This window comes from Aquidulcibacter paucihalophilus, assembly GCA_030285985.1.
Classification (GTDB): domain Bacteria; phylum Pseudomonadota; class Alphaproteobacteria; order Caulobacterales; family Caulobacteraceae; genus Brevundimonas.
This window is the reverse complement of record CP127384.1, coordinates 93,618-117,782: the sequence shown is the minus strand read 5'-3', so window position 1 is coordinate 117,782 and position 24,165 is coordinate 93,618. Positions and strand designations below refer to the sequence as shown.

The 24,165-nt window shown below is 68.5% G+C and carries 24 protein-coding genes; 10 read left to right on the top strand and 14 right to left on the bottom strand.

The features are described from left to right. Positions 1 to 43: 43 nt before the first annotated feature. The 5 genes from KB221_00670 to KB221_00650 all read right to left on the bottom strand — a co-directional run bounded on the left by KB221_00670 (position 44) and on the right by KB221_00650 (position 5,374). Positions 44 to 1,675, bottom strand: coding sequence for a M28 family metallopeptidase (locus KB221_00670; GenBank protein WIY69552.1), 1,632 nt, complete (start codon positions 1,673 to 1,675; stop codon positions 44 to 46). 520 nt (positions 1,676 to 2,195) lie between these two features. Further along, positions 2,196 to 2,357 (bottom strand): hypothetical protein, encoded by a 162-nt coding sequence (locus KB221_00665; GenBank protein ID WIY69551.1) that lies wholly within the window; start codon positions 2,355 to 2,357, stop codon positions 2,196 to 2,198. 177 nt (positions 2,358 to 2,534) lie between these two features. Next, complete coding sequence (locus KB221_00660; protein WIY69550.1) at positions 2,535 to 3,188, bottom strand: hypothetical protein; 654 nt, start codon at positions 3,186 to 3,188, stop codon at positions 2,535 to 2,537. A 433-nt stretch (positions 3,189 to 3,621) separates the two neighbouring features. Then, entirely contained in the window at positions 3,622 to 3,957 is a 336-nt protein-coding gene (locus tag KB221_00655) for a hypothetical protein (GenBank protein ID WIY69549.1), read from the bottom strand. 187 nt (positions 3,958 to 4,144) lie between these two features. Further along, positions 4,145 to 5,374, bottom strand: a complete 1,230-nt coding sequence (locus KB221_00650) for a TIGR03862 family flavoprotein (GenBank protein ID WIY69548.1) — start codon at positions 5,372 to 5,374, stop codon at positions 4,145 to 4,147. A gap of 273 nt (positions 5,375 to 5,647) precedes the next feature. Between KB221_00650 and greA the strand changes: the two genes are divergently transcribed. From greA to KB221_00630, 4 genes are all read left to right on the top strand, one after another. After that, entirely contained in the window at positions 5,648 to 6,124 is a 477-nt protein-coding gene (gene greA, locus KB221_00645; GenBank protein ID WIY69547.1) for a transcription elongation factor GreA, read from the top strand. 123 nt (positions 6,125 to 6,247) lie between these two features. Then, on the top strand, positions 6,248 to 6,397 hold the full coding sequence (locus KB221_00640; protein ID WIY69546.1) for a hypothetical protein: 150 nt from the start codon (positions 6,248 to 6,250) through the stop codon (positions 6,395 to 6,397). A 107-nt stretch (positions 6,398 to 6,504) separates the two neighbouring features. Then, positions 6,505 to 9,363 (top strand): pitrilysin family protein, encoded by a 2,859-nt coding sequence (locus KB221_00635; GenBank protein WIY69545.1) that lies wholly within the window; start codon positions 6,505 to 6,507, stop codon positions 9,361 to 9,363. Positions 9,364 to 9,909: 546 nt separating this feature from the next. Beyond that, positions 9,910 to 10,479 carry a hypothetical protein gene (locus KB221_00630; GenBank protein ID WIY69544.1) on the top strand — a complete coding sequence of 190 codons (570 nt, stop codon included), beginning with the start codon at positions 9,910 to 9,912 and terminating at the stop codon, positions 10,477 to 10,479. Between the two features lie 11 nt (positions 10,480 to 10,490). Here KB221_00630 and KB221_00625 read toward each other — a convergent pair whose 3' ends face one another. From KB221_00625 to KB221_00605, 5 genes are all read right to left on the bottom strand, one after another. Next, positions 10,491 to 10,808, bottom strand: coding sequence for a HigA family addiction module antitoxin (locus tag KB221_00625; protein WIY69543.1), 318 nt, complete (start codon positions 10,806 to 10,808; stop codon positions 10,491 to 10,493). A 191-nt stretch (positions 10,809 to 10,999) separates the two neighbouring features. Further along, positions 11,000 to 11,842 (bottom strand): DUF3800 domain-containing protein, encoded by an 843-nt coding sequence (locus KB221_00620; GenBank protein ID WIY69542.1) that lies wholly within the window; start codon positions 11,840 to 11,842, stop codon positions 11,000 to 11,002. A 173-nt stretch (positions 11,843 to 12,015) separates the two neighbouring features. Then, positions 12,016 to 13,668, bottom strand: coding sequence for a chaperonin GroEL (gene groL, locus KB221_00615; GenBank protein WIY69541.1), 1,653 nt, complete (start codon positions 13,666 to 13,668; stop codon positions 12,016 to 12,018). 50 nt (positions 13,669 to 13,718) lie between these two features. Beyond that, positions 13,719 to 14,006: a co-chaperone GroES gene (gene groES, locus KB221_00610; GenBank protein ID WIY69540.1), complete on the bottom strand. Its 288-nt coding sequence runs from the start codon at positions 14,004 to 14,006 to the stop codon at positions 13,719 to 13,721. 137 nt (positions 14,007 to 14,143) lie between these two features. Next, positions 14,144 to 15,592, bottom strand: a complete 1,449-nt coding sequence (locus KB221_00605) for a tetratricopeptide repeat protein (protein WIY69539.1) — start codon at positions 15,590 to 15,592, stop codon at positions 14,144 to 14,146. Positions 15,593 to 15,764: 172 nt separating this feature from the next. Between KB221_00605 and KB221_00600 the strand changes: the two genes are divergently transcribed. Further along, positions 15,765 to 16,202: a hypothetical protein gene (locus KB221_00600; protein WIY69538.1), complete on the top strand. Its 438-nt coding sequence runs from the start codon at positions 15,765 to 15,767 to the stop codon at positions 16,200 to 16,202. Positions 16,203 to 16,345: 143 nt separating this feature from the next. After that, positions 16,346 to 16,675, top strand: a complete 330-nt coding sequence (locus KB221_00595; GenBank protein ID WIY69537.1) for a hypothetical protein — start codon at positions 16,346 to 16,348, stop codon at positions 16,673 to 16,675. A gap of 79 nt (positions 16,676 to 16,754) precedes the next feature. Here KB221_00595 and pgi read toward each other — a convergent pair whose 3' ends face one another. After that, positions 16,755 to 18,380, bottom strand: a complete 1,626-nt coding sequence (pgi, locus tag KB221_00590; protein ID WIY69536.1) for a glucose-6-phosphate isomerase — start codon at positions 18,378 to 18,380, stop codon at positions 16,755 to 16,757. 102 nt (positions 18,381 to 18,482) lie between these two features. On the opposite strand from pgi, the gene KB221_00585 reads away from it, so the two are divergent. The 3 genes from KB221_00585 to KB221_00575 all read left to right on the top strand — a co-directional run bounded on the left by KB221_00585 (position 18,483) and on the right by KB221_00575 (position 20,336). Further along, the gene (locus tag KB221_00585) at positions 18,483 to 18,959 is read left to right on the top strand and encodes a hypothetical protein (protein ID WIY69535.1); all 477 of its coding nucleotides are present in this window, start codon (positions 18,483 to 18,485) and stop codon (positions 18,957 to 18,959) included. 225 nt (positions 18,960 to 19,184) lie between these two features. Continuing rightward, positions 19,185 to 19,751, top strand: coding sequence for a hypothetical protein (locus KB221_00580; GenBank protein WIY69534.1), 567 nt, complete (start codon positions 19,185 to 19,187; stop codon positions 19,749 to 19,751). A 231-nt stretch (positions 19,752 to 19,982) separates the two neighbouring features. Beyond that, positions 19,983 to 20,336 (top strand): endonuclease domain-containing protein, encoded by a 354-nt coding sequence (locus tag KB221_00575; protein ID WIY69533.1) that lies wholly within the window; start codon positions 19,983 to 19,985, stop codon positions 20,334 to 20,336. 190 nt (positions 20,337 to 20,526) lie between these two features. On the opposite strand, the gene KB221_00570 is transcribed toward KB221_00575, so the two are convergent. From KB221_00570 to KB221_00560, 3 genes are all read right to left on the bottom strand, one after another. Beyond that, positions 20,527 to 22,638, bottom strand: coding sequence for a protein-disulfide reductase DsbD family protein (locus tag KB221_00570; GenBank protein ID WIY70953.1), 2,112 nt, complete (start codon positions 22,636 to 22,638; stop codon positions 20,527 to 20,529). Between the two features lie 155 nt (positions 22,639 to 22,793). After that, positions 22,794 to 23,243 carry an OmpA family protein gene (locus KB221_00565; protein ID WIY69532.1) on the bottom strand — a complete coding sequence of 150 codons (450 nt, stop codon included), beginning with the start codon at positions 23,241 to 23,243 and terminating at the stop codon, positions 22,794 to 22,796. 79 nt (positions 23,244 to 23,322) lie between these two features. After that, positions 23,323 to 23,664 carry a glycine zipper domain-containing protein gene (locus tag KB221_00560; protein WIY69531.1) on the bottom strand — a complete coding sequence of 114 codons (342 nt, stop codon included), beginning with the start codon at positions 23,662 to 23,664 and terminating at the stop codon, positions 23,323 to 23,325. 159 nt (positions 23,665 to 23,823) lie between these two features. On the opposite strand from KB221_00560, the gene KB221_00555 reads away from it, so the two are divergent. Next, complete coding sequence (locus KB221_00555) at positions 23,824 to 24,165, top strand: hypothetical protein (protein WIY69530.1); 342 nt, start codon at positions 23,824 to 23,826, stop codon at positions 24,163 to 24,165.

Below are 24,165 nucleotides of genomic sequence, written 5' to 3'. Positions count from 1 at the left end.
GTCCCCCGGTCTCGCTGCGCTCGCCGGAGGATGACGATAGAGGCTAGCGGCGCCGCTCCGCCGACGCCTGCCTTGCCGCCTCGAACTCGGCCCCGGCATTCCACGCCGGCCACGCGCGACTGTCGGCCAGATCGCGACCCACAAGATACAGCAGGTCCACGTCCACCGCGGCCGCGTCCATCACCCAGTCGCTCGTCCATTCGTCCGAGGGCTTGTGATAGCGGTTGGCGACATAGTCGCGGCTGGCGGCGTTGTGCCCGGTGAAGCCCGCCGCGCCGAACAGCGCCGGCACGCCCATCTTGGCCAGCGGGAAATGGTCGGAGCGATAGAAGCCGCCGGCCTGCGGGGCCGGATCGGGGATCAGGGTGCGGCCCTGTTCGGTCGCGCGCCGCTCCAGCCAGGCGTCGGTCTCGCTCTTGCCCGCGCCCATGACCACGATCTGCGGCGAGATCTCGGTCCCGGGCAGGAAGCTGTCCATATTGATGTTGGCCACCGTCGTCTCCAGCGGCCAGACCGGATTGGCGGCGTAGTATTCGGCCCCCAGCAGTCCCGCCTCCTCGGCCGTCCAGGCGGCGAAGACCACCGAACGGTCGGGCGCCGCGCCCGCCTTGAACAGCCGCGCCAGCTCGATCAGCCCGGCCACACCCGTCGCATTGTCGACGGCACCGTTATAGATGTCGTCGTCCCCGACCGGCGTGGCGCGGCCGTAGGCGTCCCAGTGGGCACCATACAGAACCGTCTCCTCCGGATGCCCGGCACCGGGGATGCGGGCCAGCACATTGCGGCTCTCGATCCGGTCGGCGGTCTGGCCGAAATCGATCGACATCGTCACCCCGGTCAGGGTCACCGGCGCAAACTCCGGCGTCCGGGCCGCCGCGCGCAGGGCGGCATAGTCGAGGCCCGCGTCGGCGAACAGCTGCTCGGCGACCGGTCCCTGGATCCACCCCTGCGCCGGCACCCGCTCGGCGTCCGGGTTGGCCCGCACGATGTCGAATTTCGGTGCGGTCGAGGATCCCTCCAGCACGCTCCAGCCATAGCCGGCGCCCGCCGTGTCGTGGATCACCAGCACCGCCGCCGCCCCCTGCCGCGCGGCCTCCTGGAATTTGTAGGTCCAGCGGCCGTAGAAGGTCATGGCATTGCCGTCGAACCGCCCCGCGACCGGATGCCCTTCGGGCGCGCCGAAGTCCGGGTCATTGACGATGACCAGCAGCACCTTGCCGCGCAGGTCCATGCCCTTGAAATCGTTCCAGCCGCGCTCCGGCGCGCTGACGCCATAGCCGGCGAACACCACCTCGGCGTTGGCGACGGTGATACGATCCACGGGCCGATCGCTCGACACCAGAATGTCGGGTCCGCGCGCCAGCGCCCGGCTCGCGCCGCCGGCATTGACCGTGATCGTCGCCGGCCCGTCCTGCCGCGTCCGCCCCAACTGCGCCCGCTGCACCCACTGGCCGTCCGGTCCGCCCGGCTCCAGCCCCAGCGCCTGGAACTGGCCGACGATATAGTCGACCGTCCGCTGCTCGCCCGGCGTCGCCACCCCGCGCCCCTCGAATTCGTCCGAGGCCAGCACCCGCACATGCTCATTCAGCCGCGCCCCTTCGGCCTGCTGGGCGAAGGCGGGGGATGCCGACAGGAGGGCGGCGACGGCGGCGAGGAGGATGCGGTGCTGGGTCATCCCCAACTCTAGCGCCCTTCCCTGGCTTTCGTCATCCTCCGGCAAGCGGCGCAGCCGCGAAGCCCGGGAGGTACGACTCAGCGGACGTTGCGCGGGTCCGCTATGGGTGGAAAGCGGACGTGACGATGTTAGGATAAAATGGCTCAGGGGCGAGTTTGCCATGCCGTCAATCAAGACAGTCACGACGGCCTACAGCTTTGGGGCTCTTCCGGCCTTCATAGGCTTTGTCGCTATCGCCCAGATGAGTTGGCTTTGGGCGTTCATCGCTCTTTTCGGCTACGCCATTGCTGGAAGTTTGTTGAAGTGTCCAAGGTGCGGATTGGCCACTTCCGGTCGGGTAAGAACCGACAGGAAGGGCCGGGAGCGACGCAGCAGGATGCACCATTCTTACAACCCGGATTATTGCAGCAGATGCGGTCTGGATTTCCGCACCCATAGCTTCACTGAACGCTTCGATTGATCATGGGTAAAGTCCGCTTCGGGCCGGGATTCGACGGCCGTCCAGGGTGGACAGCGGACGTTAATCCGCATCGCTGGCTTTATCCCGCCGGCCTGTGATCTCGAACCACGCAATCGCGGCGACGTTCAGTCCCACCAGCACGGCGGCGAACAACCACACAGGCAAGTGGTAGTGAAACGCGATCAGCGACCATGCGGCAATTACTGCCAGCGCGAGTAGCACTCGAAGGCCAGTCCTGATCATGGAGCGACCTAACACCACTTCCGGCCTACGGGCCAAACGTCGCCAGCTTGTGAAGCTATGCATTGCCCTCGGACCAACGTCCGCAACGGGTCGGAAGCGGTCTCGCGGATAGCGCCGAATAGCCGACTCTCCAACGACCTGAAGCCCTTGGCCTTCTTAACCAGTCCGCCGTGGATCTTGAGCAGGCAGTCCAAGTGCATCATCGAGCGACCATCCCGCGATTTCGAGAGCAACCAGACCAGCCGCGCCGACATCACCGTTGGCGGATGCCGTTTGGTGCCACAGACGGTAGGTGTCTCGACCGCGGGCCTCCAGGATGGCGCTGCCGCTGTCGACCGGCCTGTAACAGCCATAGGGCGGTGTGCGCAGCAGAGGCTCCACCGCGGCTTCCAGTCGCGCCTCCTCCTCGGGTGACAAAAGCTTGTGTACGACGCATCCGCTCGCGTCCTTGCAGGGGCGCATCCACTTGGCGGTGAGATGGAGACGGCCCCCTTCGACTTCCGTCACCCGGACCGTCGCTGTTGAGATGTCAGCCAGAAGCGTGAACCGGAGGGTCGGTCGTTGGGGTGTGCTGCCCCCAAAGAGCGGCTCCTCATGCAGAGCCATCAACTGATGGCCAAACCACGAAGCCTCGTCGGGTTCGAGGACCGGCCGCCTATGAGCGGGATAATACTCGTCCTCAGGGCACTCCCCCACTGTGGTCTGCAAAGACGCCGGAAAGAACGGGGTGCCCGCAAAGCTCGCATAGACCGCGATGACGCTCCCGACCAATGCCGCGGCGATGAGTGCAAAAGCGTCTCGTCGAAACATGGCAGTTCCCCCAACTCACCATCACCTCGACGCCGTCACGGTTCAAGCGCCCCTAGGTCCGCTTTGGGTCGGGAGCCGACGGTCGCCCAAAGGTGGAAAGCGGACGTGTCGTGCGATACGGACCGAGGACATGAAAGTCAGCCCTTGGATCGTTTGGCCGCTCTGGATCGGCTGGTGCGCTTTCCTCGCTTGGAGGTTCGCAGACGGGCTCGGTGCGACCGTGGTCACATTCCTGGTGTTGACGGTTCCGGTCGCCCTCTGGGCACGACATCGCATGAAGAAGCAGATCGCTGAGCGTGGCGCGGAATAGCGGCCTGAATGTGCGCAACGGGTCGGGAGCGGACGGTGGGCCAAAGGCGGAAAGCGGACCGCGTCAGTCGGTGAGACTCGCCTCGCGACCACCGCTCGTTTCATGGCCGTGGCTGGATGGCGTTCAAACGCCCCCTGACAGGATAGCGATCATCACGGCCCCGAGGGTCCCGACCAACGCGTAGGTGAGGACCCGCAACCAGGGTCGCGGCCGGTAGGCGAGTTCCGGGTGTCCGACAGGAAACAGCAGTCGCACCGCGGCACCTTCCCTGGGCGTACGATACGGCCACCAGACGTCATCGATCTGCTCGAAGGACTTGCCGTCGATCTCATAGCGGACAATCGCGGCATAGGTACGGACCCCGTCCTCGAGGCTCGCCATATGGCCCATGACGGTTCCGCGCGCGGCAATCTTGCGGCCCGACCGCCGGAAGTCGGTGCTGACAAGCGACGCCAACATGAATGCGCAAATAAGCAGGCCGGCGACAGCGGCCAGGGTTCGCATATCAGGGGGAGCCATCGCAGCCTGTTCGTTGGAGATACACAGTTGATTATCGCTGTCGGCTCAGGCGGTCCACTCTGCAACACAACGCCTTGGCCATGAGGCGACGACCGTTCCGACCCGCCCCGGGCTCAGGCGCGCCGGCTCAGCCCGAAAGCGGACCCTGCCGCCCCTCCAGCCATCCCAGCACCCCGTCCGCCACCACCACCCCCGAGGCCATCGAGGCCTGCAGCAGATAGCCCCCGGTCGGCGCCTCCCAGTCCAGCATCTCGCCGGCCACGAAGACGCCGGGCAGGGCGGTCAGCATCAGCGCCGCATCCACCTGGTCCAGCCGCACCCCGCCCGCCGAGGAGATCGCCCGCGCCAGCCCCTGCACCCCGGTCAGGGTCAGCCGCACGGCCTTGATCCGTTTCGCCAGCTTGTCCGCGCCCGCGGGCAACTCGCCCGGGATCTCGCGCAAGAGTCCCACCGCCGCCGGCGACAGCCCCGCCACCTTCCGCAGCCAGTTGGTCGCGCTGTCCTTGCCGCGCGGCTTCGCCAGCCGCCCCGCCAGCGCCTCGACCGTCAGGTCGGGCCGCAGGTCGACGGTCAGGGCCGCCGACCCGTCCCGCCCGATCGCGTCCCTGAGCCCCGCCGACAGGGCATAGATCGCCCCGCCCTCGAGTCCGTAGCGCGTCACCATGGCCTCGCCCCGCACCGTCCGGTCCCCGTGCGTCAGGGCGATCGGCTTCAGCGGCTGCCCCGCGAACCGGTCCGCGAAGATCTCCGACCAGGCCGCGTCGAAGCCGACATTCGACGGCCGGAAGGGCTCGACCGCCACCCCTTCCGCCTGCAGCCAGTCCCGCCAGGTGCCGTCCGACCCCAGCCGCGGCCAGCTGGCCCCGCCCAGCGCCAGCACCACAGCATCGGGCGTCTCGACCCGCTCGCCGTCAGGCGTCTCGAACACCCAGCCGCCGTCGCGGCGGCCGACAAGGCGCGACCGCGTCCGGACCTCGACGCCCAGCTCCGCCAGCCGTCCCAGCCAGGCGCGCAGCAGGGGCGAGGCCTTCATCGCCCGCGGGAACACCCTTCCCGACGAGCCCGTGAACGTCGCCTGCCCCAACCCTTCGGCCCAGCCGATCAGATGCGTCGGCGAGAAGGCCTCCAGCCAGGCCGCGACCACGCCCGCCGCCTCGCCATAGCGGCCGGTGAAGGGTGCCAGGTCTTCCGAATGGGTCAGGTTCAATCCGCCCCGCCCGGCCATCAGGAATTTCCGCGCCACCGACGGCATGGCCTCATGCACCACCACCGCCACGCCCGCTCGCGCCAGCCTTTCGGCCGCCATCAGCCCGGCGGGCCCGGCCCCGATGATGTGAACTGTCTTCGTGTCGGTCATCGCGCAGCCAGTATCATGTCCCGCCTCCGACGCCCCCTTTTTGCTTTCGTCATCCTCCGGCGAAGCGGCGCAGCCGCGGAGACCGGGGGACCCAGCGGCGCGCGAGAGCGCGAAGCTGTCGAGCGCGCGGCTGCTTCACCCAGCCTGCCTGCAAAGATCGCCTTCGGCGCCGCTGGGTCCCCCGGTCTCGCTGGCTCGCCGGAGGATGACGAAAGCGGGGGTGGGTGAAATATCGCTCCGGGAACCCCCCAAACCCGCATACGCTCATCCCCCATGAGCGTCGCCTTTACCCGCGAGGAAGATCTGGAGGCCACGGCCGCCGACCTTCCCGACCGTCCGATTTCGCCCCATCCCAATCTGGTCACTCCCTCGGGACTGGCCCTGATCGAGGCCGCCCTGGCCTCGGCCCGCGCGGCCTACTCGGCCGCCCAGGCCCACGGCTCCATCGAGGCCGACCGCACCGCCATGGCCCGCGCCACCCGCGACCTGCGCTACTGGTCCGCCCGCCGCGCCACCGCCCAGCTGGTCGAGACCGAACCCGACGGCCGGGTCCGCTTCGGCGGCTCCGTGACCCTCGAACGCGCCGACGGCCGCACCCAGACCTGGCGCATCACCGGCGAGGATGAGGCGGACCCCGCCGCCGGCTCGGTCAGCCATGTCTCACCCCTCGCCGTCGCCCTGATGAACAAACGGGTCGGCGACGAAGCGGTCGTCGCCGGACAGGTCGTCGAGGTCATCGCCGTCGATTGACCGTCAATGGTTGCCCCGGCGACCCGCTTGCCCCACCCTGTGCCCACACGGCGCTGGCCTAGCGCCTCCTGCGCTCCAGCAGCGCGAAGCGCGGTAGCGCCAACAATAAAGAAGGAGCCGCCCATGGCCCGAAAGCCCAACTACAGTTTCGAGCGTCAGGAACGCGATCGCGCCGACGCCAAGAAGGCCGCCGAGAAGGCCGCCGCCAAGGCTGAGAAAAAAGCCGCCGCCGCCGCCCGCAAGGAAGCCGGCCTGCCGCCGCTCGAGGACTGAGGCCCCCCGGACAAACGGTCGCGGCGCGCTGAGGCGGTCGCGCCGGGCATTGCGTGTCTGAACGCCCCGGCTATGGTCACGACCGTCAGTCATCAGGGGTGTTCTCCATGCGTCGTCGTCTCGTCTCGCTCGCGGCCATTCTCGCGGTCATCGCGCCCGCAACCTCGGTCTGGGCGCTGTCGCCCGACACGGGATCGGCCCCGGCCGCCGTCGTCTCCGCCCCGGCCCTGCCGCAGGCCGCGCCGCTGCAGGGCGCGCCGGTCGCCGACCTGGTCGCCCGCGTCGACATCCCCTGGTCGCGCTTCCAGCTCGACAACGGCCTGACCGTCATCGTCCATGAGGACCGCAAGGCCCCGGTGGTCGCGGTGTCCATCTGGTACAATGTCGGCTCCAAGGACGAGCCCGCCGGCTCCACCGGCTTCGCCCACCTGTTCGAACACCTGATGTTCGGCGGCTCCGAGAACTCCCCGACCAGCCACATCCAGGCCATGAGCGCCGCGGGCGCCACCGGCCTGAACGGCACCACCTGGTTCGACCGCACCAACTATTTCCAGACCGTCCCCACCCCGGCCCTCGAACAGACCCTGTTCCTCGAGAGCGACCGCATGGGCTTCCTGCTCGGCCAGGTCGGCCAGGAGGTGCTCGATCTGCAGCGCGGCGTCGTCCAGAACGAGAAGCGCCAGCGCGACAACCAGCCCTACGGCCTGTCGTCCTACGCCCAGCAGGACGCCCTCTTCCCCGTCGGCCACCCCTATCGCCACTCGACCATCGGCTCGATGGCCGACCTTGACGCCGCCAGCCTCGAGACCGTGCGCAACTGGTTCCGGGACAACTACGGGCCCAACAACGCCGTGCTGGTCCTGTCCGGCGACATCGATGAGGCCACCGCCCGCACCCTCGCCGACCGCTATTTCGGCTCCATCGCCCGCGGCCCGGTCAATGTCCCCGCCGCCGCCGACATCCCGACCCTCGCCGCCCCGGTCGAGGAAGTCCTGCGCGACCGCGTCGCCCAGACCCGCGTCAGCCGCGCCTGGGTCGTCCCCGGCATGCTCGACCCGGACGCCGTGCCCCTCGCCGTCGGCGCCTCCATCCTCGGCGGTCTGGAGTCCTCGCGGCTCGACAACGCCCTGGTGCGCGGCGACCAGTCCGCCTCCTCGGTCAGCGCCGGGGCCCAGGCCTTCCACCGCCTCGGCTTCTTCAACTATTCGGCCAATGTCCGCCCCGGCGGTGACGTCGCCGCCGTCTCGGCCCGGATGGACGCCGTCCTCGCCGAGCTGATGGCCAACGGCCCGACCCAGGACGAGATCGACCGCGTCGTCACCCAGTATGCCGCCCGCACCATCCAGGGTCTGGAACAGGTCAACGGCAAGGCCTCGGTCCTCGCCGAGGGCCAGCTCTATGCCGGCGACCCCGACTTCTACCGCCATGAACTGGCCGCCTACGCCGCCGTCACCCCGGCCCAGGTGCGCGACGCCATGCAGCGCTGGCTGAGCCGCCCGGTCTACAGCCAGATCGTCGAGCCCGGCGAGCGCGAGGCCTATGTCGAGGCCGCCGCCACCCCCTCGGGCGCCACCCCGGTCCCCGCCGCCGAGATCCAGCGCGTCGCCCGCGACCCCATGCCGACCATCGGCGACGTCCCCAACCTCGACTTCCCGAACGTCGAGCGCGCCACCCTCTCGAACGGCGTCGAGATCGTCTATGCGCAGTCGACCACCGTCCCCGTCACCCGCGTGGCGGTCGAGTTCGACGCCGGCTATGCCGCCGATCGCGCGGATGCCCTCGGCGTCCATTCGATGATGCTGACGCTGATGAGCGAAGGCACCACCACCCGCGACTCCAACGCCCTGGCCGAGGCCCAGGAACGGCTCGGCGCCTCGGTCAATGTCGGCGCCTCCATGGACCGCACCGCCGCCAGCCTGACCGCCGTCACCACCAACCTTGATCCCTCGCTGGTCCTGCTCTCCGACATGGTGCGCAACCCCGCCTTCGCCCCGGCCGAGGTCGAGCGTCTGCGCGCCCAGCGCCTCGCCGGCCTGGCCAATGAGCGGACCCAGCCGGCGGCCATCGCCGCCCGCGCCCTGCCGCCGCTGATGTATGGCGAGGCCAGCCCCTATGGCCGTCCCTTCGGCGGCACCGGCACGCCCGAGACCATCAGCGCCCTCACCCGTGAGGACCTGATCGCCGAACACGCCGAATGGGTCCGGCCCGACAATGCCCGCATCTTCGTGGTCTCCGACCTGCCGCTGTCAGAGCTGACCCCGCGGCTGGAGCGGGCCTTCGGCGACTGGCGCGCCCCCGCCGCCCCGCGCGGGACCAAGGCCTTCCCGACCGACATCCCCGCCACCACCGCCCGCATCGTCCTGATCGACCGGCCGCAATCGCCGCAATCGATCATCTATGGCGGCGCGGTCCTCGGCGTCTCCGGCACCGACGACCTGCTGACCCTGCAGGCCGCCAACACCGTGCTGGGCACCGACTTCCTGTCGCGGATCAATGCCGATCTGCGCGAGACCAAGGGCTGGTCCTACGGCGTGCGCGGCTCGATCAACACGCTCCAGCACCGCGTCCCCTACATCGTCAACGCCCCGGTCCAGGCCAATCGCACGGGTGAGTCCATCGCTGCCCTGATCGCCCAGTACGAGCGCTTCCTCGGCCCCGACGGCGTCACCGCCGCCGAGCGGGACCGCACCGTCAACGGCGACACCCGCGGCCTGGCCGGCGGCTTCGAGACCTCGGGCCAGATCCTCGGCGCCCTGCGCTCGAACGCCCTCTACGGCCGTCCGGACAACTACCAGGAAACCCTGGCCAGCCGCACCCGCGCCCTGACCGCCGAACAGATGGACGCCGCCGCCCGCGCCGCCATCGACCCGGGCCAGTTCGTCTGGGTCGTCGTCGGCGACGCCTCCGTCGTCCAGCCCCAGCTGGAAGCCCTCGGCCTGCCGGTCGAAGTCCGCCCGGCGCAGTAGGAACCACCGTGTCTCCTCCCCGTCGCTTGCGATGGGGAGGGGGACCATCCGAAGCCGCAGGCGAAGGATGGTGGAGGGGTGGAGGAGGATCGCATGCGATCCGACGACGACCGCACCACTCTCCCCTCATCCCGGCGAAAGCCGGGACCCAGTGCTTTGGGTGACCTCAGCCCGAGCCTCGGACACGCCCGCTCGTCCTGAAACACCGGTGTCACGCTGGACAGAACTGGGTCCCGGCTTTCGCCGGGATGAGCGGATCCAAAGATCCAGTTCCCAAACCTCGGCGCGCCCCGCGCGCCCGACACGCCCAGCCCCGGTCGCCCGACCCGGTGCGGGTCAAGGACAGGCCGTCCCGGCCTGCCGCGCGAGCGGCGCGCAGCGTCCTTGAGGCGCGCCGGGTCGGACGGCTCCGACACTCCCCTGCTCATCCGAGGAAAACCGGGCCCCCGTCACGTCCAGATACAAACTAGTGTTTCCGGTGCCGCGGCTTCGGCCCGTATACCATGTCAGATTCTCGTTCTAGTATTTCCGTTCTACAATCCAGAGGTGAACATGAAGGTCGCAAGAGTCAACGTCGGACGGATCGCCGAACGTATCGTGATGAACGAGCTGGAATCGCGCGGCTATCACATCATCGATCTCGCCTACACGTCGAAGACGTTCGCCAACGTGGACTTCATCGCGTCGAAGGCCGGCCAGAGCTTCAACGTGCAAGTGAAGGGCACAAGCCTGAAATCGGGTGCTCGTCGCGCGGTTCAGTATGGCTACTGCACGAAAGAGATCGTGGCTGGCACCGTCCCGATGTTCAACGGGAAGACGGAAGCAGCGCTCAGGGCTGACGTCATCGTCTTGGTCGGAGTCTATTCGCCCAGCAAATACCACGCGGTTGTCCTGCCCGTGGCCACTGCGGAGCAGGCTGCTCAGACCAATATCGGCCAGTACTATCGGGGGACCAAGCGGGACGGCGGCGTGCGCAAGGAGAATAAGGTCTATGTCGAACTCGAAGGCTCACCCAAACCCCGGGTGCCGGTCCATCCCGAGAAGATAAGGGAACGGGCAATCTTGCTTGCTCACCTTGATGCTTGGGACCTCGCCGCGCCGCCTCAGCTACGCTAGTCCAAGGCCCCCTACGCCGCCCGCAACGGCTCAATCTTCGCCAGCTCATCCCGCGCCGCAATCGCCGCCTTCGACAGGTCATGCTGCGTCTGCAGGTTCATCCAGAACTCTGCCGTGGTCCCAAACACCCGCGCCAGCCGCAGGGCCGTGTCCGAGGTCACCGGCTGCTGTTCGCGCACCACCCGCTCGATCCGCGTCCGGTCCTTCAGACCCATGGCCTTGGCCAAGGCGCCGGGCGTCAGGCCGTAGTCGGGCAGGAAATCCTCGCGCAGATGCGCGCCCGGATGGGCCAGGGGCTCGGCGAAAGTCGTGTGGTCGCGGCCAATCATCCCGGCCTCCTTGGCGTTCTGTCCGCGAATCGGCTCCCGGCCCATAAGCGGAACATCACGGAAAATATCTCCAGGTTCTGGAGACGTTCCATTGCGCGATGCCAATTCACGAGTTATCTTGAGAGTCAAGTGGATTGGGGGATCCCGGTCGGCGCTATGGCCTCGGTGGGTTCACCGGGGCCTTTCGCTTTTTAAGCCTCCGGGTGGATCAGATAGCCGACGCCTTGGTAGTCGTTGCCAACGTTCGCTCGTCCGCCCCTGCAGAAAAACTTTTCTTTCAGTATGTTAAACGCCCGGTTGGCTTGATCGGGTCTGACGACACTGAGGCCGATTGGTCGGGCCACCAGGTCTGCCAGCTGGAGGCCCGACGAGTTCGCCTTCTTGTCGGCGAAGACTATTGAAAATGGGAGCGGCACGCCGAACTTGTTCGCGCCGTCGCAAACCCTGCGAAACTCCAGCTCAAGTTCGGCATCTTCTTTCTTTCCACGGCACTCGACGACAATGTGGGTTTGTGCGGCGAGCTGATCTTTCTCAGCCAGGAACTCGCGGAGCTGCTCCAGGCAAAACCGGAGCGCGACGTGGTAAGGGTTGTCGGCAACCTCGCCTCTATCCCTCATCCGCTTCTTGTCGATGACGGCGGTTATCAGGATGAATTTGCTCGCCTCGATGATCCTGGATAGCGCGCCCAGAAAGCGATTCTTTTCCTTGGGGCCAGAAAACCTGAACTGCCCGGTTTCCTTTCGAATATCTCGTTCGTGCAAAATCACGATGTCGTGGCCAAAACTGCGGAACTTGAACTCCTCCAGCGCCGTAACGACTGAATTCACGTAGTAATTCTTGCTAAAAATGCATAGCGACAACACAAAGACCGGATAGCTGTCGTCTATAGAAACCATGCTGTGGTCGCCGCTCTCGTCTACGTAGACAATGTAGTTGCTAAACGGGCGGGGAGGCGTGCCGAGTTCTTTCTCCGGCTCGACGGGGGCGTCGAACAGTTGAAGCTGGTCGGGACCGGGCTGGCCAGGGTTGTCCATGCTCAAATATTCAACCCATGACGCAAGAGCGCAATAGCGCCATCAGCGGCCGGGCACTCTCAATCCGGGCGGGCTGCGCCAAAGTTGCGATCTGCCAACGCCGGACAAACAAAAAGGGCGGAGCCTCGCGGCCCCGCCCCTCTTGTTCGTTCAGCCTAACGACTGAGCGCGGACTAGAAGTCCATCCCGCCCATGCCGCCCATGCCGCCCATATCACCACCGCCGGCGCCGCCACCGGCCGCCTTCTTCGGCGCATCGGCAACCGCCGCTTCCGTCGTGATCAGGATACCGGCCACGGAGGCCGCGTCCTGCAGGGCGGTGCGCACGACCTTGGCGGGGTCGATGACACCGGCCTTGATCATGTCGACGTATTCTTCGGTCTGGGCGTTGAAGCCGAAGGTGGCCGAGGGGTTTTCCAGCACCTTGCCGACGACGATGGAGCCTTCGACGCCCGCGTTCTCGACGATCTGACGGATCGGGGCCTGGATGGCGCGGCGGATGATGGCGATGCCGGCGGTCTGGTCGGCGTTGTCGCCTTTCAGGCCTTCCAGCGCCTTGGTCGCCTTCAGCAGGGCGATGCCGCCGCCGGGGACGATGCCTTCTTCAACGGCCGCCCGCGTGGCGTTCAGGGCGTCGTCGACGCGGTCCTTCTTCTCCTTGACCTCGACCTCGGTCGAGCCGCCGACGCGGATGACTGCGACGCCGCCGGCCAGTTTGGCCAGACGTTCCTGCAGCTTCTCCTTGTCGTAGTCCGAGGTGGTGGACTCGATCTGGGCCTTGATCTGGCCGATGCGGGCCTCGATCGCGTCCTTCTCACCGACGCCGTCCACGATGGTGGTGTCGTCCTTGGTGATGGTGACCTTCTTGGCCTTGCCGAGCATGTCGATCGTGACGTTCTCGAGCTTGATGCCGAGGTCTTCCGAGATCACCGTGCCGCCGGTCAGGACGGCGATGTCCTCCAGCATGGCCTTGCGGCGGTCGCCGAAGCCCGGAGCCTTGACGGCGGCGACGCGCAGGCCGCCACGCAGCTTGTTGACGACGAGCGTGGCCAGGGCCTCGCCCTCGATGTCCTCGGCGATGATGAGGAGCGGGCGGCCCGACTGGACCACGGCTTCCAGGATCGGCAGCATCGACTGCAGCGACGAGAGTTTCTTCTCGTGCAGCATGATGAGGGGCTCCTCGAGCTGGACCTCCATCTTGTCGGCGTTGGTGATGAAGTAGGGCGACAGGTAGCCGCGGTCGAACTGCATGCCCTCGACGACGTCGAGTTCGGTCTCGGCGGTCTTGGCTTCCTCAACCGTGATGACGCCTTCGTTGCCGACCTTTTCCATGGCCTTGGCGATCATGTCGCCGACTTCGCTGTCGCCGTTGGCCGAGATGGTGCCGACCTGGGCGATTTCGGAGTTGGCGGAGACCTTGCGGCTCGAGGCCTTGATGTCGGCGAGGACGGCGGTGACCGCCTTGTCGATGCCGCGCTTCAGATCCATCGGGTTCATGCCGGCGGCCACGGCCTTGAGGCCTTCCTGGACGATCGACTGGGCCAGGACGGTGGCGGTGGTGGTGCCGTCGCCGGCCTTGTCATTGGTCTTGGAGGCGACTTCCCGGATCATCTGGGCGCCCATGTTCTCGAAGGCGTCTTCCAGCTCGATCTCTTTGGCCACCGAGACGCCGTCCTTGGTCGAGCGCGGGGCGCCGAAGGACTTCTGGATCACGACGTTGCGGCCCTTGGGACCGAGGGTGACCTTGACCGCATTGGCCAGGACGTTGACGCCGCGCAGCATCTTTTCGCGCGCGTCGGTGGAGAACATAACCTGTTTGGCAGCCATCTGGCAGCTCCTAAATATTTGGTTTTGAAACGGAAATCAGACGCGGGTGCTTAGGACAGCACGCCCAGGACGTCGGATTCCTTCATGATGATCAGGTCTTCGCCGTCGATCTTGACCTCGGTGCCCGACCATTTGCCGAACAGGATGCGGTCGCCGGCCTTCAGGTCCATGGCGACGTGCTTGCCGTCCTCATCGCGGGCGCCGGGCCCGACCGAGACGACTTCGCCTTCCTGGGGCTTTTCCTTGGCCGAGTCGGGGATGATGATCCCGCCCTTGGTTTTGGATTCCTCTTCCACGCGCTTTACCAGCACACGGTCGCCGAGCGGACGAAACGCCATTTGTCTGTCTCCCAAAGTTTGTATTCAGCCTCGGCGCGGCCGATTGGCAGCCAACGGGTCCGAGTGCTAACGCGAGCGGCAAATAGGGACAGGCACCGCCACCGTCAAGCGCGGCAGGGCAGGATTTCAGCGGGGTTTCAGTCCGCCGCGGCCGCCAGGGTCCAGCCGGCCTCGACCTGACGCGCGAACAGCGGCCGGGCCCCGCGCACGCGGGTGCGCCAGTCGCGGCCGCGGCCGTCCTGCCCCAGCAGATCGCCCAGCTCGGCCCGCACCAGCCGCAGCGCCTCGTCCGGCCGGTTCTGCCGGATCAGGAAGCCGGCGTGCTTCTGGGCCCCGTCCATGGCGTCGGTATGGGCCGGCGGCAGGCGGGTCGAGGCGATGGTCAGGGCCCTCTGGTACAGCGCCTCCGCCTCACCGGCGCGGCCCAGCTGGTCCAGCACGGCGGCATAGCCCTCGATCGTCTCCAGCAGGTCGGGGCTGTCCGCCCCCACCCCGCCCTCATAGGCCGCCAGCCCCTCGCGGAACGGCGCCTCGGCCTCGGCCCAGCGGCCCTGGTCGGACAGGGCGAAGCCCAGATTGGCGCGCGCATTGCCGGTGAACGGATGGTCCGGCCCGACGATCTCCAGCGCCAGTTCCAGCGCCCGCCGGAAGGCCGGCTCGGCGGCCACGCCGTCCCCCGTCACATGCAGGAACCAGCCCTGGTTGGTCAGGCACTGGGCCAGCAGCACGGGATCACCGGCCTGCTCCGCGATCGCCACCGCCCGCGCATACAGCGGCGCCGCCTGATGCGCCCGACCGGTGCGCCGAAGGGAGTTGCCGAGGTTCGAGAGCACGATGGCCACGTGATAGTCCGTCGGCCCGTACAGCACCTCATACATGCCGAGGACCTGCCGGTAGAGCGGATCGGCCTCGGCGTGCCGGCCCTGGGCGGTCAGGGCGTTGGCGACCAGGTTCAGGCTGTCGGCGGTCTTCTCATGCACCGGCCCCAGATGTTCACGGCGCAGGGCCAGGCTGGCCCGGGCCGCCGCCTCCGCCTCCTCATTGCGCCCCATGAAGTCAAAGGCCCGGGCGCGATCATAGATCAGTGTCGCCCGGTGCACCGGGTCCGGCGCGGCCTCCCGATCCAGCAGGGCGAGGGTGCGGTCGATGTCCGCCAGGGCCCCGGCATAGTCGCCCTGCTCCAGCTTCAGCCGCGCCCGTACCGTCAGTGGCCGCCCGACCGGGGTCCCTTCCGGGCCGAACCGCGTTTCCACCACCTGGACGGCGGCGGCGATGGCGGCCTCCGCACCCGGCAGGTCGCCGGCCGTGAACCGCTCATTGGTCAGGACGATCAGGGCCGCCGCCGCGGCTTCGGCGTCGGTCTCGCGCGACAGGATGTCGGCCACAGCGTCGAGCGTGGAGGGGGCGGAGATGCGGACGTCGGCGGGCGGCGGAGGCGGCGGTGGTGGGGGTGGAGGTGGCGGGGGCGGCGCTGGCGCGGTCACCGGAGGCGGCTGCTGGGGCGCGGGCCGGTCCTGGGCCGTGGCGCAGGCCGCCGTCGCCGCCAGCGCCAGTCCGATCACGCTGCTCCGCACCAGCCTCGCCACCGGCGTCTCCCCTGTTCGATACCCATGTTCGGCTGAGCGAACCGCCCTTGGCAAGGCCGTTTCCGGATGAACGCCGGATGAACGACGACCTCGCGGCCCGTTCAGACGACCGGTCCTAGACCTGTGGTCAAGCTTGGCGCATCCGCCGCAGCAATCACCAAGGGGCCCGACCATGAAGACGTTTTCGAAGATCGCTCTCGCTGCGCCGGCCGTGATCGGCGCCATGGCCCTGAGCCTGATGGCCGCCAGCCCGGCCGACGCCCAGAGCCGTCATCGCGACCGGGACCGCGACCGTGACAGCGACCGCACCGAGGATGTCCTGATCGGCGCCGCCATCGGTGCCCTGGCCGGGGCCCTGATCGGCGACGGCGACGGCTCCTATGTCGCCGGCGGCGCCCTCGCCGGCGCGGCGCTGGGCGCGAGCTCGGGCGATGACGACTGCGGCTACTACCGCGGCGGCCGCTGCTACCGGAACCTGGGCCACTGGGAGCGGGAACACGGCATCAACAGCCGCGATCGCTACGACCGCTATGACCGTCGCGACGACCGCCGGGATCGCCGCGACTACCGCCGCGATGACCGCGACTACCGCTACGAGCGCCGCTGGTAGTCTCCATCCCTTCCGCCGGTCGGCCGACGGTCAGGACCGGGCGGGTCAACTTGACTTGCCCCTTTCCGGCATCCAGCCTCTTTTGCCCGGGCGGCCCCTCGCCGGGCCATGCGTCTGGAGCGCATTCAAAACGGAGCGGTCTTATGGCCTCGCGTCTGCCGAAATCCTCAAGGTTTGCATTGAGCCTCACGGTCGCTGTCGCGGCGCTGGCGATCGGCGGCCCGGTCTGGGCACAAAGGGCCGACGAGCTCAATGGTGGCAAGGCCAATATGAGGTGCGAAGGGTCCACCAACAACTGCGGGACCCCTGCTGGCGGCTCGCTCCGCGACGCGTCTGAAGATGAGGCCACGGACCCGCCTGCGAACAACCCGGAGCCCGCTCCTGCAGAGCCGCCGGCCGACGCGGATGAAGGCACGGCAACGCGCGCGCCTGGCCCGGCAAGCAACGACGATGAACCGGGCGAGCCGGAATAGTTCGGCGGAGGCCGGCCCGGCTTGCCCTCATGGATGTCAGGCAACCGGGACCGCCGAAACGGACGCTCCCTGCTGCGCCCTAGACCATCAGCCGCTTCATCAGCTCCGCCGTCGACGGATCCAGCCCCGCTGACGGTTCTCCTGCCGCCACATCCTTCAGCACGACCTTCGCCAGCGCCTTGCCCAGCTCCACGCCCCACTGGTCGAAGCTGTTGATGTCCTGGATCACCCCCTCGACGAAGGTCTTGTGCTCATAGAGGGCGATCAGGGCGCCGACCGCTTCGGGGCTCAGGGCGTCCATCAGGATCGTCGTCGACGGGCGATCGCCGGGGAAGGTCTTGTGCGGGGCCAGCCGGTCAGCCTCGGCCGCGTCCGCCCCCGCCGCGATCAGCTCGGCCCGGGCCTCGGCCTCCGTCTTGCCGACCATCAGCGCCTGGGCCTGGGCCAGGGCATTGGACCACAGCGGGGCGTCGCCCTCGCGCGCGTCCATGGCCCCCTCGGAGGTATGGCCCACGACGATGAACTCCGCCGGCACCACCTGCGGCCCCTGATGGATCTGCTGGAAGAAGGCGTGCTGGCCGTTGGTGCCCGGCTCGCCGAAGACGATCGGGCTGGTGGCGGTGTCGACGGGCGAGCCGTCGCGCCTCACCCGCTTGCCGTTCGACTCCATCTCCAGCTGCTGCAGGAAGGCCGGCAGCCGGCGCAGGCCGTGGGCATAGGGGGCGACGGTCCGGGCCATGCGGCCGCGGCCCTCGACATTGTAGATCTGGGCCAGGGCCAGCAACACCGGGGCGTTCCGCTCCAGATCGGCCGAGAGGAAATGCTCGTCCATGGCCCGGGCGCCGTTCAGCAGCCGCTCGAACACATCCCAGCCCAGGGCCACCGCCACCGACAGGCTGACCGCCGACCACAGCGAGTATCGCCCCCCGACCCAGTCGCGGAAGGCGAAGGTCCGGCCGCAGCCCCAGGCCGCGGCCTTGTCCGGTGCCGCCGTCACTCCGATCAGGTGATGCACCATCCGCTTGGGCGACAGGCTCTCGGCCAGCCAGGCCTTGGCCAGCTCGGCATTGGCCAGGGTTTCCTGCGTCGTGAAGGTCTTGGACACGACCACCACCAGCGTCGTCTCGGGGTCCAGCCCGGCCAGGGCCTCGCCCATCTCGCGCGGGTCGATATTGGCCACGAACCTCAGGTCGATGACCGGCTCCAGCGGCCGCAGGGCGTCCCACAACAGCCGCGGCCCCAGGTCCGACCCGCCGATGCCGATATGGACGATGGCCGTGAACGGCTGGTTGGTGCCACCCCCTTCGGCCCCCGAGCCGATGTCGGTCGCGAACCGGGCCATGGCCTTGCGCGCCGCGGCGACCTCGGCGGACACGGGTTCGCCGAGCGCGCGGAAATCCGCGTCATCGGCGGCCCGCAGCGCCGGATGCAGCACCGCGCGGCCTTCCGTATTGTTGACCGCCTCGCCGCTGAACAGGGCGTTGCGCCGCCCCTCGACGTCACAGGTCCGGGCCAGATCCAGCGCGGCCTCGAACCCCTCCGCGCTCCAGGCCTGTTTCGACAGGTCCAGATACAGGCCTGCGGCCTCCACCCCCATGCGGTCGACGCGGCCGGGATCGGTCGCGAACTGGTGCAGAATGCGTCCGTCGGCGTCCTTGCGGGCAACGCCGCGAAGCATGTCGAGGGCCTGGGTGCGGGCGGTCATCGGGCGAGCTCGAAATTCGGAAAGGTAAACCCTCGTTTACGGGTCGGGCGTAAGCCGGTTCAACGCCGAATCCGCGATTCGGCCAACTATATGAGGTTAGCCATGTCCTGCGGCGTCGCCCTGGCGGTCTCCCTGCTGCTCTCCGATCCCAATATCGCCCTGGCCGCGGCCCTGCCGCCGCCGGCCGCCGACGCGCCGGTTTCGGTCGCGGGTGAGCCCCTGTTCGCTGACATCGTCGCCCGCTCCGGCGCCCTCAAGGGCGTGGTCCAGGGCTGGATCGACGCCGGGGTGATGGATCAGTCCGACTTCGCGGCGGGCGAGGCCTTCACCGGCTTCCGCGCCCACGCCGCCGAACTGGCCGCCCTCGATATGCAGGGTCATGTCATCCTCAAGGACCGGGGCACGGACGGCGACCTGAAATGCATCCTGCGCGGCATTTCCGAGGACATCCCGGTCAAGATCGCCGCCGTCGAGGCCGCCACCACCCCCGCCGAACGCCGCGTCGCCCTCGACGAACTCCACTACCTTCTGAACGACAACGTCGAAGTCATCACCGCGCCCCCGCAGCCGGAAGTGTAGATCCGGTCCCTTCTCCCATTGGGAGAAGGTGGCCCGAAGGGCCGGATGTGGGTCGGCTCTATCCTTCGGCGTAAGCCGCGGCTCCCGACAGCGACACGGCATTCGCCGAAGGCCGTCACTCGACCCACACCCTTTCACGCGACCAATCGCTACGCTCTTGGGCGCTCAAGCCCTCTCCCACCGGGAGAGGGATCAGTATTCAGCACGACCGATTCTGACGCAGCGGTGCCTGATCCTGCATTCATGTATGAGGGTCGCCCCCGAAAACTCCGGTGCGAAGACACCTGGCGCGCGGTGCGCCGGGCCTGGGAGGCGGGCGAGACCGCGGCCTCGCTGGCGCAACGCTATGACGTGGGTCTTGCCAATCTGTGGAAACGCCGGGCGTCGGAAGGCTGGAAGCGGCGCGTGACCGCCGATCCGGATCCGGAGCCGCCGGAAGGCTGGGACCACTACGCCCGGCGCAAACAGGCCGCTTTCGAATATCAGCTTGAAGAGACGCGGCTGCTCGCGGCCAATCTGGCCGAGGCGATGCGGGGCGGCCCGCTGGAGCAGGTTCCCGTCTGGCACCTCGGTTTCGTGCTGGAATGGAGAGCGGAGAACCTTCCGCCCGATCAGGCGGCCCGCGACCGGGCCTGGGCGGCCCGGCACGGCTGGACCGCGGCCTTCTGGAGCGAGTCAGGCTGGCTGCACCCCTTGTCCTACCTCGACGAGGTGACCCTGCAGGCCAACCGCGACGCCTGGCGCGAGGACGCCGGCCTTCCTCATGGGGCGGCGGAGGGGTGGCCGTGTTGAGAAAACCTGATCCTTCTCCCATTGGGAGAAGGTGCCCCGAAGGGGCGGATGTGGGTCGGCTCTATCCGTCGGCGAAGCCGCCGCTCCCGACAGCGACACGGCTGACGCCGAATGCCGCCACCCAACCCACACCCTTTCGCGCGACCAATCGCTGCGCTCTTGGGCGCTCAAGCCCTCTCCCACCGGGAGAGGGATGCTGACGCATTCACTGAATTAATCTATAGTTGTGCGATGGCTGGCCAGAGAACAGCTTTCGCGCGCGCTCAACGTCAGTCCGCCGGTCTGGCGGAGCGTCGGTTATGGCAGCGGCTCCGCGGCGGGAAGATCGACGGCCACCGCTTCCGCCGCCAACACCCGATCGGCCGCTACTTCGCCGACTTCGCCTGCGACCGCCTTCGGCTCGTCCTGGAGATCGACGGCGGCGTTCACGAACGGGATGATGTCGTGCTGAGGGACCACCTCAGGCAAGTGGAGCTGGAAAGCCTCGGCTGGACCGTCCTGCGATTCAGCAACGGGGAAGCGCTCTCTTCGCCCGAACGGATCATCGCTGCGATACGCGAACATGCTCGCGGGCTGGCTCTCTAACTCGTTTCCTTCTCCCATTGGGAGAAGGTGGCCCGAAGGGCCGGATGTGGGTCGGCTCTATCCCTCGGCGAAGCCGCCGCTCCCGACAGCGACACGGCTGACGCCGAATGCCGCCACCCGACCCACACCCTTTCGCGCAACCGATCGCTGCGCTCCCGGGCGCTCAAGCCCTCTCCCAACGGGAGAGGGTTCATCCACCTTTCAACGCCTCCACCACCACCCCCTCGGTGAGCAGCTGCGGCAACACGCGCGGCTCGGCCGAGCCCGGTGAATACAGCAGATACAACGGTACCCCCGACCGCCCGTGGCGCTGCAGTTCGGCGGTGATGGCGTCGTCGCGGCGGGTCCAGTCCCCGACCAGATAGACGGCGTTCGAACCCTCGATCGCCGCCTTCACGCCCGCCGTGGACAGCGACGTCCGTTCATTGATCTTGCAGGTCACGCACCAGTCGGCGGTGAAATTGACCAGTACGGGTCGTCCTTCGGCCAGGGCGGCCTGGACCGCCGCCGTGGACCAGGGCGCGCTGGTCGGTCCCGCACCCTCGACCACCGCGGCCGAACCTGCGGCCTCGGCGGGGGCGCGGGCCGCGAGGATCAACGCCGCGCCGGCCAGCAGAAGCGCCGCGACGCCGGCGGTCAGATGGAACACCCCGCGCCGTCCGAAGCCGCGCTCGGTCTGGCCGCAGCCGATCAGCCAGGCCCCCAGCGCCAGCAGCAGGCCCGCGGCGAACAGCAGGCCGAGGGCCTCGGCTCCCGTCTGGCGGCTGAACACCCAGGCCAGCCAAAGGGCGGTGGCGTACATGGGGAAGGCCAGCAGGTTCTTGAGCCGCTCCATCCAGGGTCCGGGCCGCGGCAGTTTCGCCAGCAGGCCGGGCGACAGGCTGACCGCGACGAAGGGCAGGGCGAGGCCGAGCCCCAGCCCGAGGAAGACCAGCAGCGCCATCGGCCAGGGCATGACCAGCGCCGCCCCCAGCGCAAAGGCCATGAAGGGGGCGGTGCAGGGCGCGGCCACGATCACCGCCAGAGCCCCGGTGAAGAAGGCGCCGAGGCCACCGGGCAGGCGCGACAGCGGTCCCGCTCCGGCACCCTGCAGGCCGCCGCCGACATGGAAGACGCCCGACAGGTTCAGGGCCACGGCGAGGATCAGCAGGGCCAGCCCGGCCGTCACCGGCGGCGACTGCAGCTGGAAGCCCCAGCCGACCGCCTCGCCCGTCGCCCGCAGCGCCAGCAGTCCCCCGGCCAGTAGCAGGAAGGTGGTCAGGACGCCGGCGAGGAAGGCCAGGCCGTCGCGCCGGGCGTGGCGCGGGTCATGCGCCGAGGCCGCCAGCGAGGCCGCCTTCATCGCCAGGATCGGGAAGACGCAGGGCATCAGGTTCAGGATCAGGCCGCCGAGGATGGCGAACAGCAGGGCCTGGACGAAGAGCGCCGGGCTGGTGTCCGACGCGGGCCCGGGCGCGTCGGTGGGCCCGTCCCCCGCGGCGGCCAGGGTGCCGGATCCGCTTGTTCCGGCAAGAGGCGTTCCGGCCTCGGCCCGGATTTCCCAGGTCCCGTGGGTGGTGACCAGCACGCCCTCGACCGGACCGGCCAGCCCGGCCGCCCGGGTCTCGCCGCCTGGCGACAGCCGCAGGGTCAGCCCCTGCGGGCCCCACGTGCCCGTCTGGGCTGCCGGATGGTCGATGACGCCGCCGGTGAAGGGGAAGAAATAGCTCGGGCCCGGGTCGCGGCCCGCCAGCGGTCCGCCCGCGGCCGAAAGCGTCAGGATGCCGTCCTGAAGCGCGATCCGCGCTTCCAGCCCGGCCGGTCGCGGGGCCTGCTCCAGCACCGTCGTGATGGCGGCGCCGTGGCGGCGGTCCAGCGGCGCGGCCCCCTCCCGGACCGGCAGGTCCAGCCGCAGGGTCAGGTCCTCGGGCACGCACATTTCGGCGCTGCAGACGAAGAAGGCGGCCTTGACCGTCAGCGGCAGCACCGACCCGGCCCGGGCCGAGGCCGGAACCTCGATGGTGACCGGCAGCCAGACTTCGCCGGAATAGCCGTAGTTCATCAGCCCGGCGATGCGCTGGCGCTCGGGCAGGGGCCAGACAATGTCGCCGGCCCGCACGCCCTGCGGCAGGGTCCATGTCAGGGTGGTGGCCCCGCCGGAATCGCCCGGATTGCGCCAGTAGGTGTGCCAGCCGGGCTGGATCGTCTGTTTCACCGCCACCACGGCCGTCGAACCGGGGGCCGCCCAGGCCGACATCGGGACCAGTTCGGCCTCGATCCGTTCGGTGCGCTGCGGGCCGGACTCCGCCGCCGGCTGGGCCATGGCCGCGATCGGCCACAGGCTCACAGCCACAAGGATCAACAATCGAACGAGATGGTTCACGCGGCCTCCGGAGACGGTCGCGCGGACCTTAGCCGTCCGCACCCGGCTCCGTCACTGCCTGCTTGGAGTGGTGCGGCGTCGCGCCCGGAAAGATTTCAGCGTGGCGCGGCGTCGACCAGCACCTCGGTGCGGCGGCGCATGGGCTCGCGCACCCCCGCGTCGGTCACGGCACCCTCGTCGCCGCCGGCTTCCACCTCGAACGCCGGGGCGGGCCAGCCGGCCGCGGTCAGGGCCTCGGCCACCGCCTGGGCCCGGCGCTCCGACAGGCTCAGGTTCGCCGTCGCCCCGCCGCGCGCGTCGGCCAGACCCAGCACCTGCACCTTGCGGATATCACAGCCCTGCAGCTGCGCCGCCGCCATGCCGATCGCCTGACGCGCCGGCTCGGTCAGCCGCGCCTCGCTGTCGGCGAAATAGACCTCGAACCGCTTCGCCGTGCAGGGCGACGGCTCGGTCACCACCGCGCTGCGATCCATGAACCGCGTCACGTCGCACCCGGACAGCCCGACCGCCACAGCCAGCCCGGCAACCCCGATCAATCGCTTCATGTCCAACCCCTCACAGCTCAAGAAAAGGGCGGTCCGCCTCTCGACGAACCGCCCTGATTTTCAGTCAACCAGCCCGCGCCTAGTAGCGACGCTGACCGTTTTCCCAGTAACACTCGTCCTGACGACCGTCGTAGCAATAGTAGTACCGGTTCTGGCTGTCGCGGTAGCGTTGCTGGTTGGCGCGGTCCTGTTGCGAACCACGCACCGCGCCGGCGACGCCGCCGACAACGGCACCGATAGCCGCGCCGCGACCGGCGTTGCCGTCGCCGACGTTATTGCCGATGATGGCACCGGCGACGGCACCGATGCCGGCACCGATGGCACCCTGACGGGCCGCCTGGCTGGGATTGCCGTATTCGTCTGTCGCGCAGGCGCTGACCAGAAGTCCGGCGCCGGCGATCGCGATGATTGCCTTGTTCATGGATATTTCCTTCATCCCTCAGGTTCGCCCCACGGGTGAGAACGCTGGATAAGCGTTGCGGTTCCCGCGCTATGTTCTAGCCCAAGCCTGCATCAGGCTTCAATCGGCGTCGTCCGGAGGGTGCGGCCTCGATTTTCTGAGTTGAGACGGGGGTATCGTATGCGTTTTTCTGAACCGGTCCGCATGGCGGACGACGGCGAGCACAGCCCGGTATGGGCCCGCACCAAGCGGCGTTCGGGCAATCCGATCGTAGGGATCCTCGTGACCCTGCTGGCCCTCTTCGGCGTTCTGACCGCCGTGCTGGGCGTCAAGGAGCAGTCGCTCGCTGAGGGCGGCGCGATGATGGACGGCTGGATCACCAAGGGTGTTTCCATGGTCAAGGGCGAAGCGCCCGAGGTTGCTGACGAAGCCGCCACGGCGGCGGGCGCGGCTGCCGAGAAGGCCGGCGACGTCGCCCAGGCCGGAGCGGCAGCGGCTTCTGACGAGATGAAGAAACAATAG

What these genes read in the sequence shown, in the direction of transcription:
- groL (WIY69541.1), bottom strand. Translation starts at nt 13,668, where the DNA reads ATGGCTGCCAAACAGGTTATGTTCTCCACCGACGCGCGCGAAAAGATG.
- KB221_00640 (WIY69546.1), top strand. Translation starts at nt 6,248, where the DNA reads ATGGCCCGAAAGCCCAACTACAGTTTCGAGCGTCAGGAACGCGATCGC.
- KB221_00585 (WIY69535.1), top strand. Translation starts at nt 18,483, where the DNA reads ATGTCCTGCGGCGTCGCCCTGGCGGTCTCCCTGCTGCTCTCCGATCCC.
- KB221_00600 (WIY69538.1), top strand. Translation starts at nt 15,765, where the DNA reads ATGAAGACGTTTTCGAAGATCGCTCTCGCTGCGCCGGCCGTGATCGGC.
- KB221_00595 (WIY69537.1), top strand. Translation starts at nt 16,346, where the DNA reads ATGGCCTCGCGTCTGCCGAAATCCTCAAGGTTTGCATTGAGCCTCACG.
- KB221_00625 (WIY69543.1), bottom strand. Translation starts at nt 10,808, where the DNA reads ATGATTGGCCGCGACCACACGACTTTCGCCGAGCCCCTGGCCCATCCG.
- KB221_00655 (WIY69549.1), bottom strand. Translation starts at nt 3,957, where the DNA reads ATGTTGGCGTCGCTTGTCAGCACCGACTTCCGGCGGTCGGGCCGCAAG.
- KB221_00670 (WIY69552.1), bottom strand. Translation starts at nt 1,675, where the DNA reads ATGACCCAGCACCGCATCCTCCTCGCCGCCGTCGCCGCCCTCCTGTCG.
- KB221_00565 (WIY69532.1), bottom strand. Translation starts at nt 23,243, where the DNA reads ATGAAGCGATTGATCGGGGTTGCCGGGCTGGCTGTGGCGGTCGGGCTG.
- KB221_00570 (WIY70953.1), bottom strand. Translation starts at nt 22,638, where the DNA reads ATGGCCCAGCCGGCGGCGGAGTCCGGCCCGCAGCGCACCGAACGGATC.
- KB221_00560 (WIY69531.1), bottom strand. Translation starts at nt 23,664, where the DNA reads ATGAACAAGGCAATCATCGCGATCGCCGGCGCCGGACTTCTGGTCAGC.
- greA (WIY69547.1), top strand. Translation starts at nt 5,648, where the DNA reads ATGAGCGTCGCCTTTACCCGCGAGGAAGATCTGGAGGCCACGGCCGCC.
- pgi (WIY69536.1), bottom strand. Translation starts at nt 18,380, where the DNA reads ATGACCGCCCGCACCCAGGCCCTCGACATGCTTCGCGGCGTTGCCCGC.
- KB221_00660 (WIY69550.1), bottom strand. Translation starts at nt 3,188, where the DNA reads ATGTTTCGACGAGACGCTTTTGCACTCATCGCCGCGGCATTGGTCGGG.
- KB221_00650 (WIY69548.1), bottom strand. Translation starts at nt 5,374, where the DNA reads ATGACCGACACGAAGACAGTTCACATCATCGGGGCCGGGCCCGCCGGG.
- KB221_00575 (WIY69533.1), top strand. Translation starts at nt 19,983, where the DNA reads ATGGCTGGCCAGAGAACAGCTTTCGCGCGCGCTCAACGTCAGTCCGCC.
- groES (WIY69540.1), bottom strand. Translation starts at nt 14,006, where the DNA reads ATGGCGTTTCGTCCGCTCGGCGACCGTGTGCTGGTAAAGCGCGTGGAA.
- KB221_00635 (WIY69545.1), top strand. Translation starts at nt 6,505, where the DNA reads ATGCGTCGTCGTCTCGTCTCGCTCGCGGCCATTCTCGCGGTCATCGCG.
- KB221_00555 (WIY69530.1), top strand. Translation starts at nt 23,824, where the DNA reads ATGCGTTTTTCTGAACCGGTCCGCATGGCGGACGACGGCGAGCACAGC.
- KB221_00620 (WIY69542.1), bottom strand. Translation starts at nt 11,842, where the DNA reads ATGGACAACCCTGGCCAGCCCGGTCCCGACCAGCTTCAACTGTTCGAC.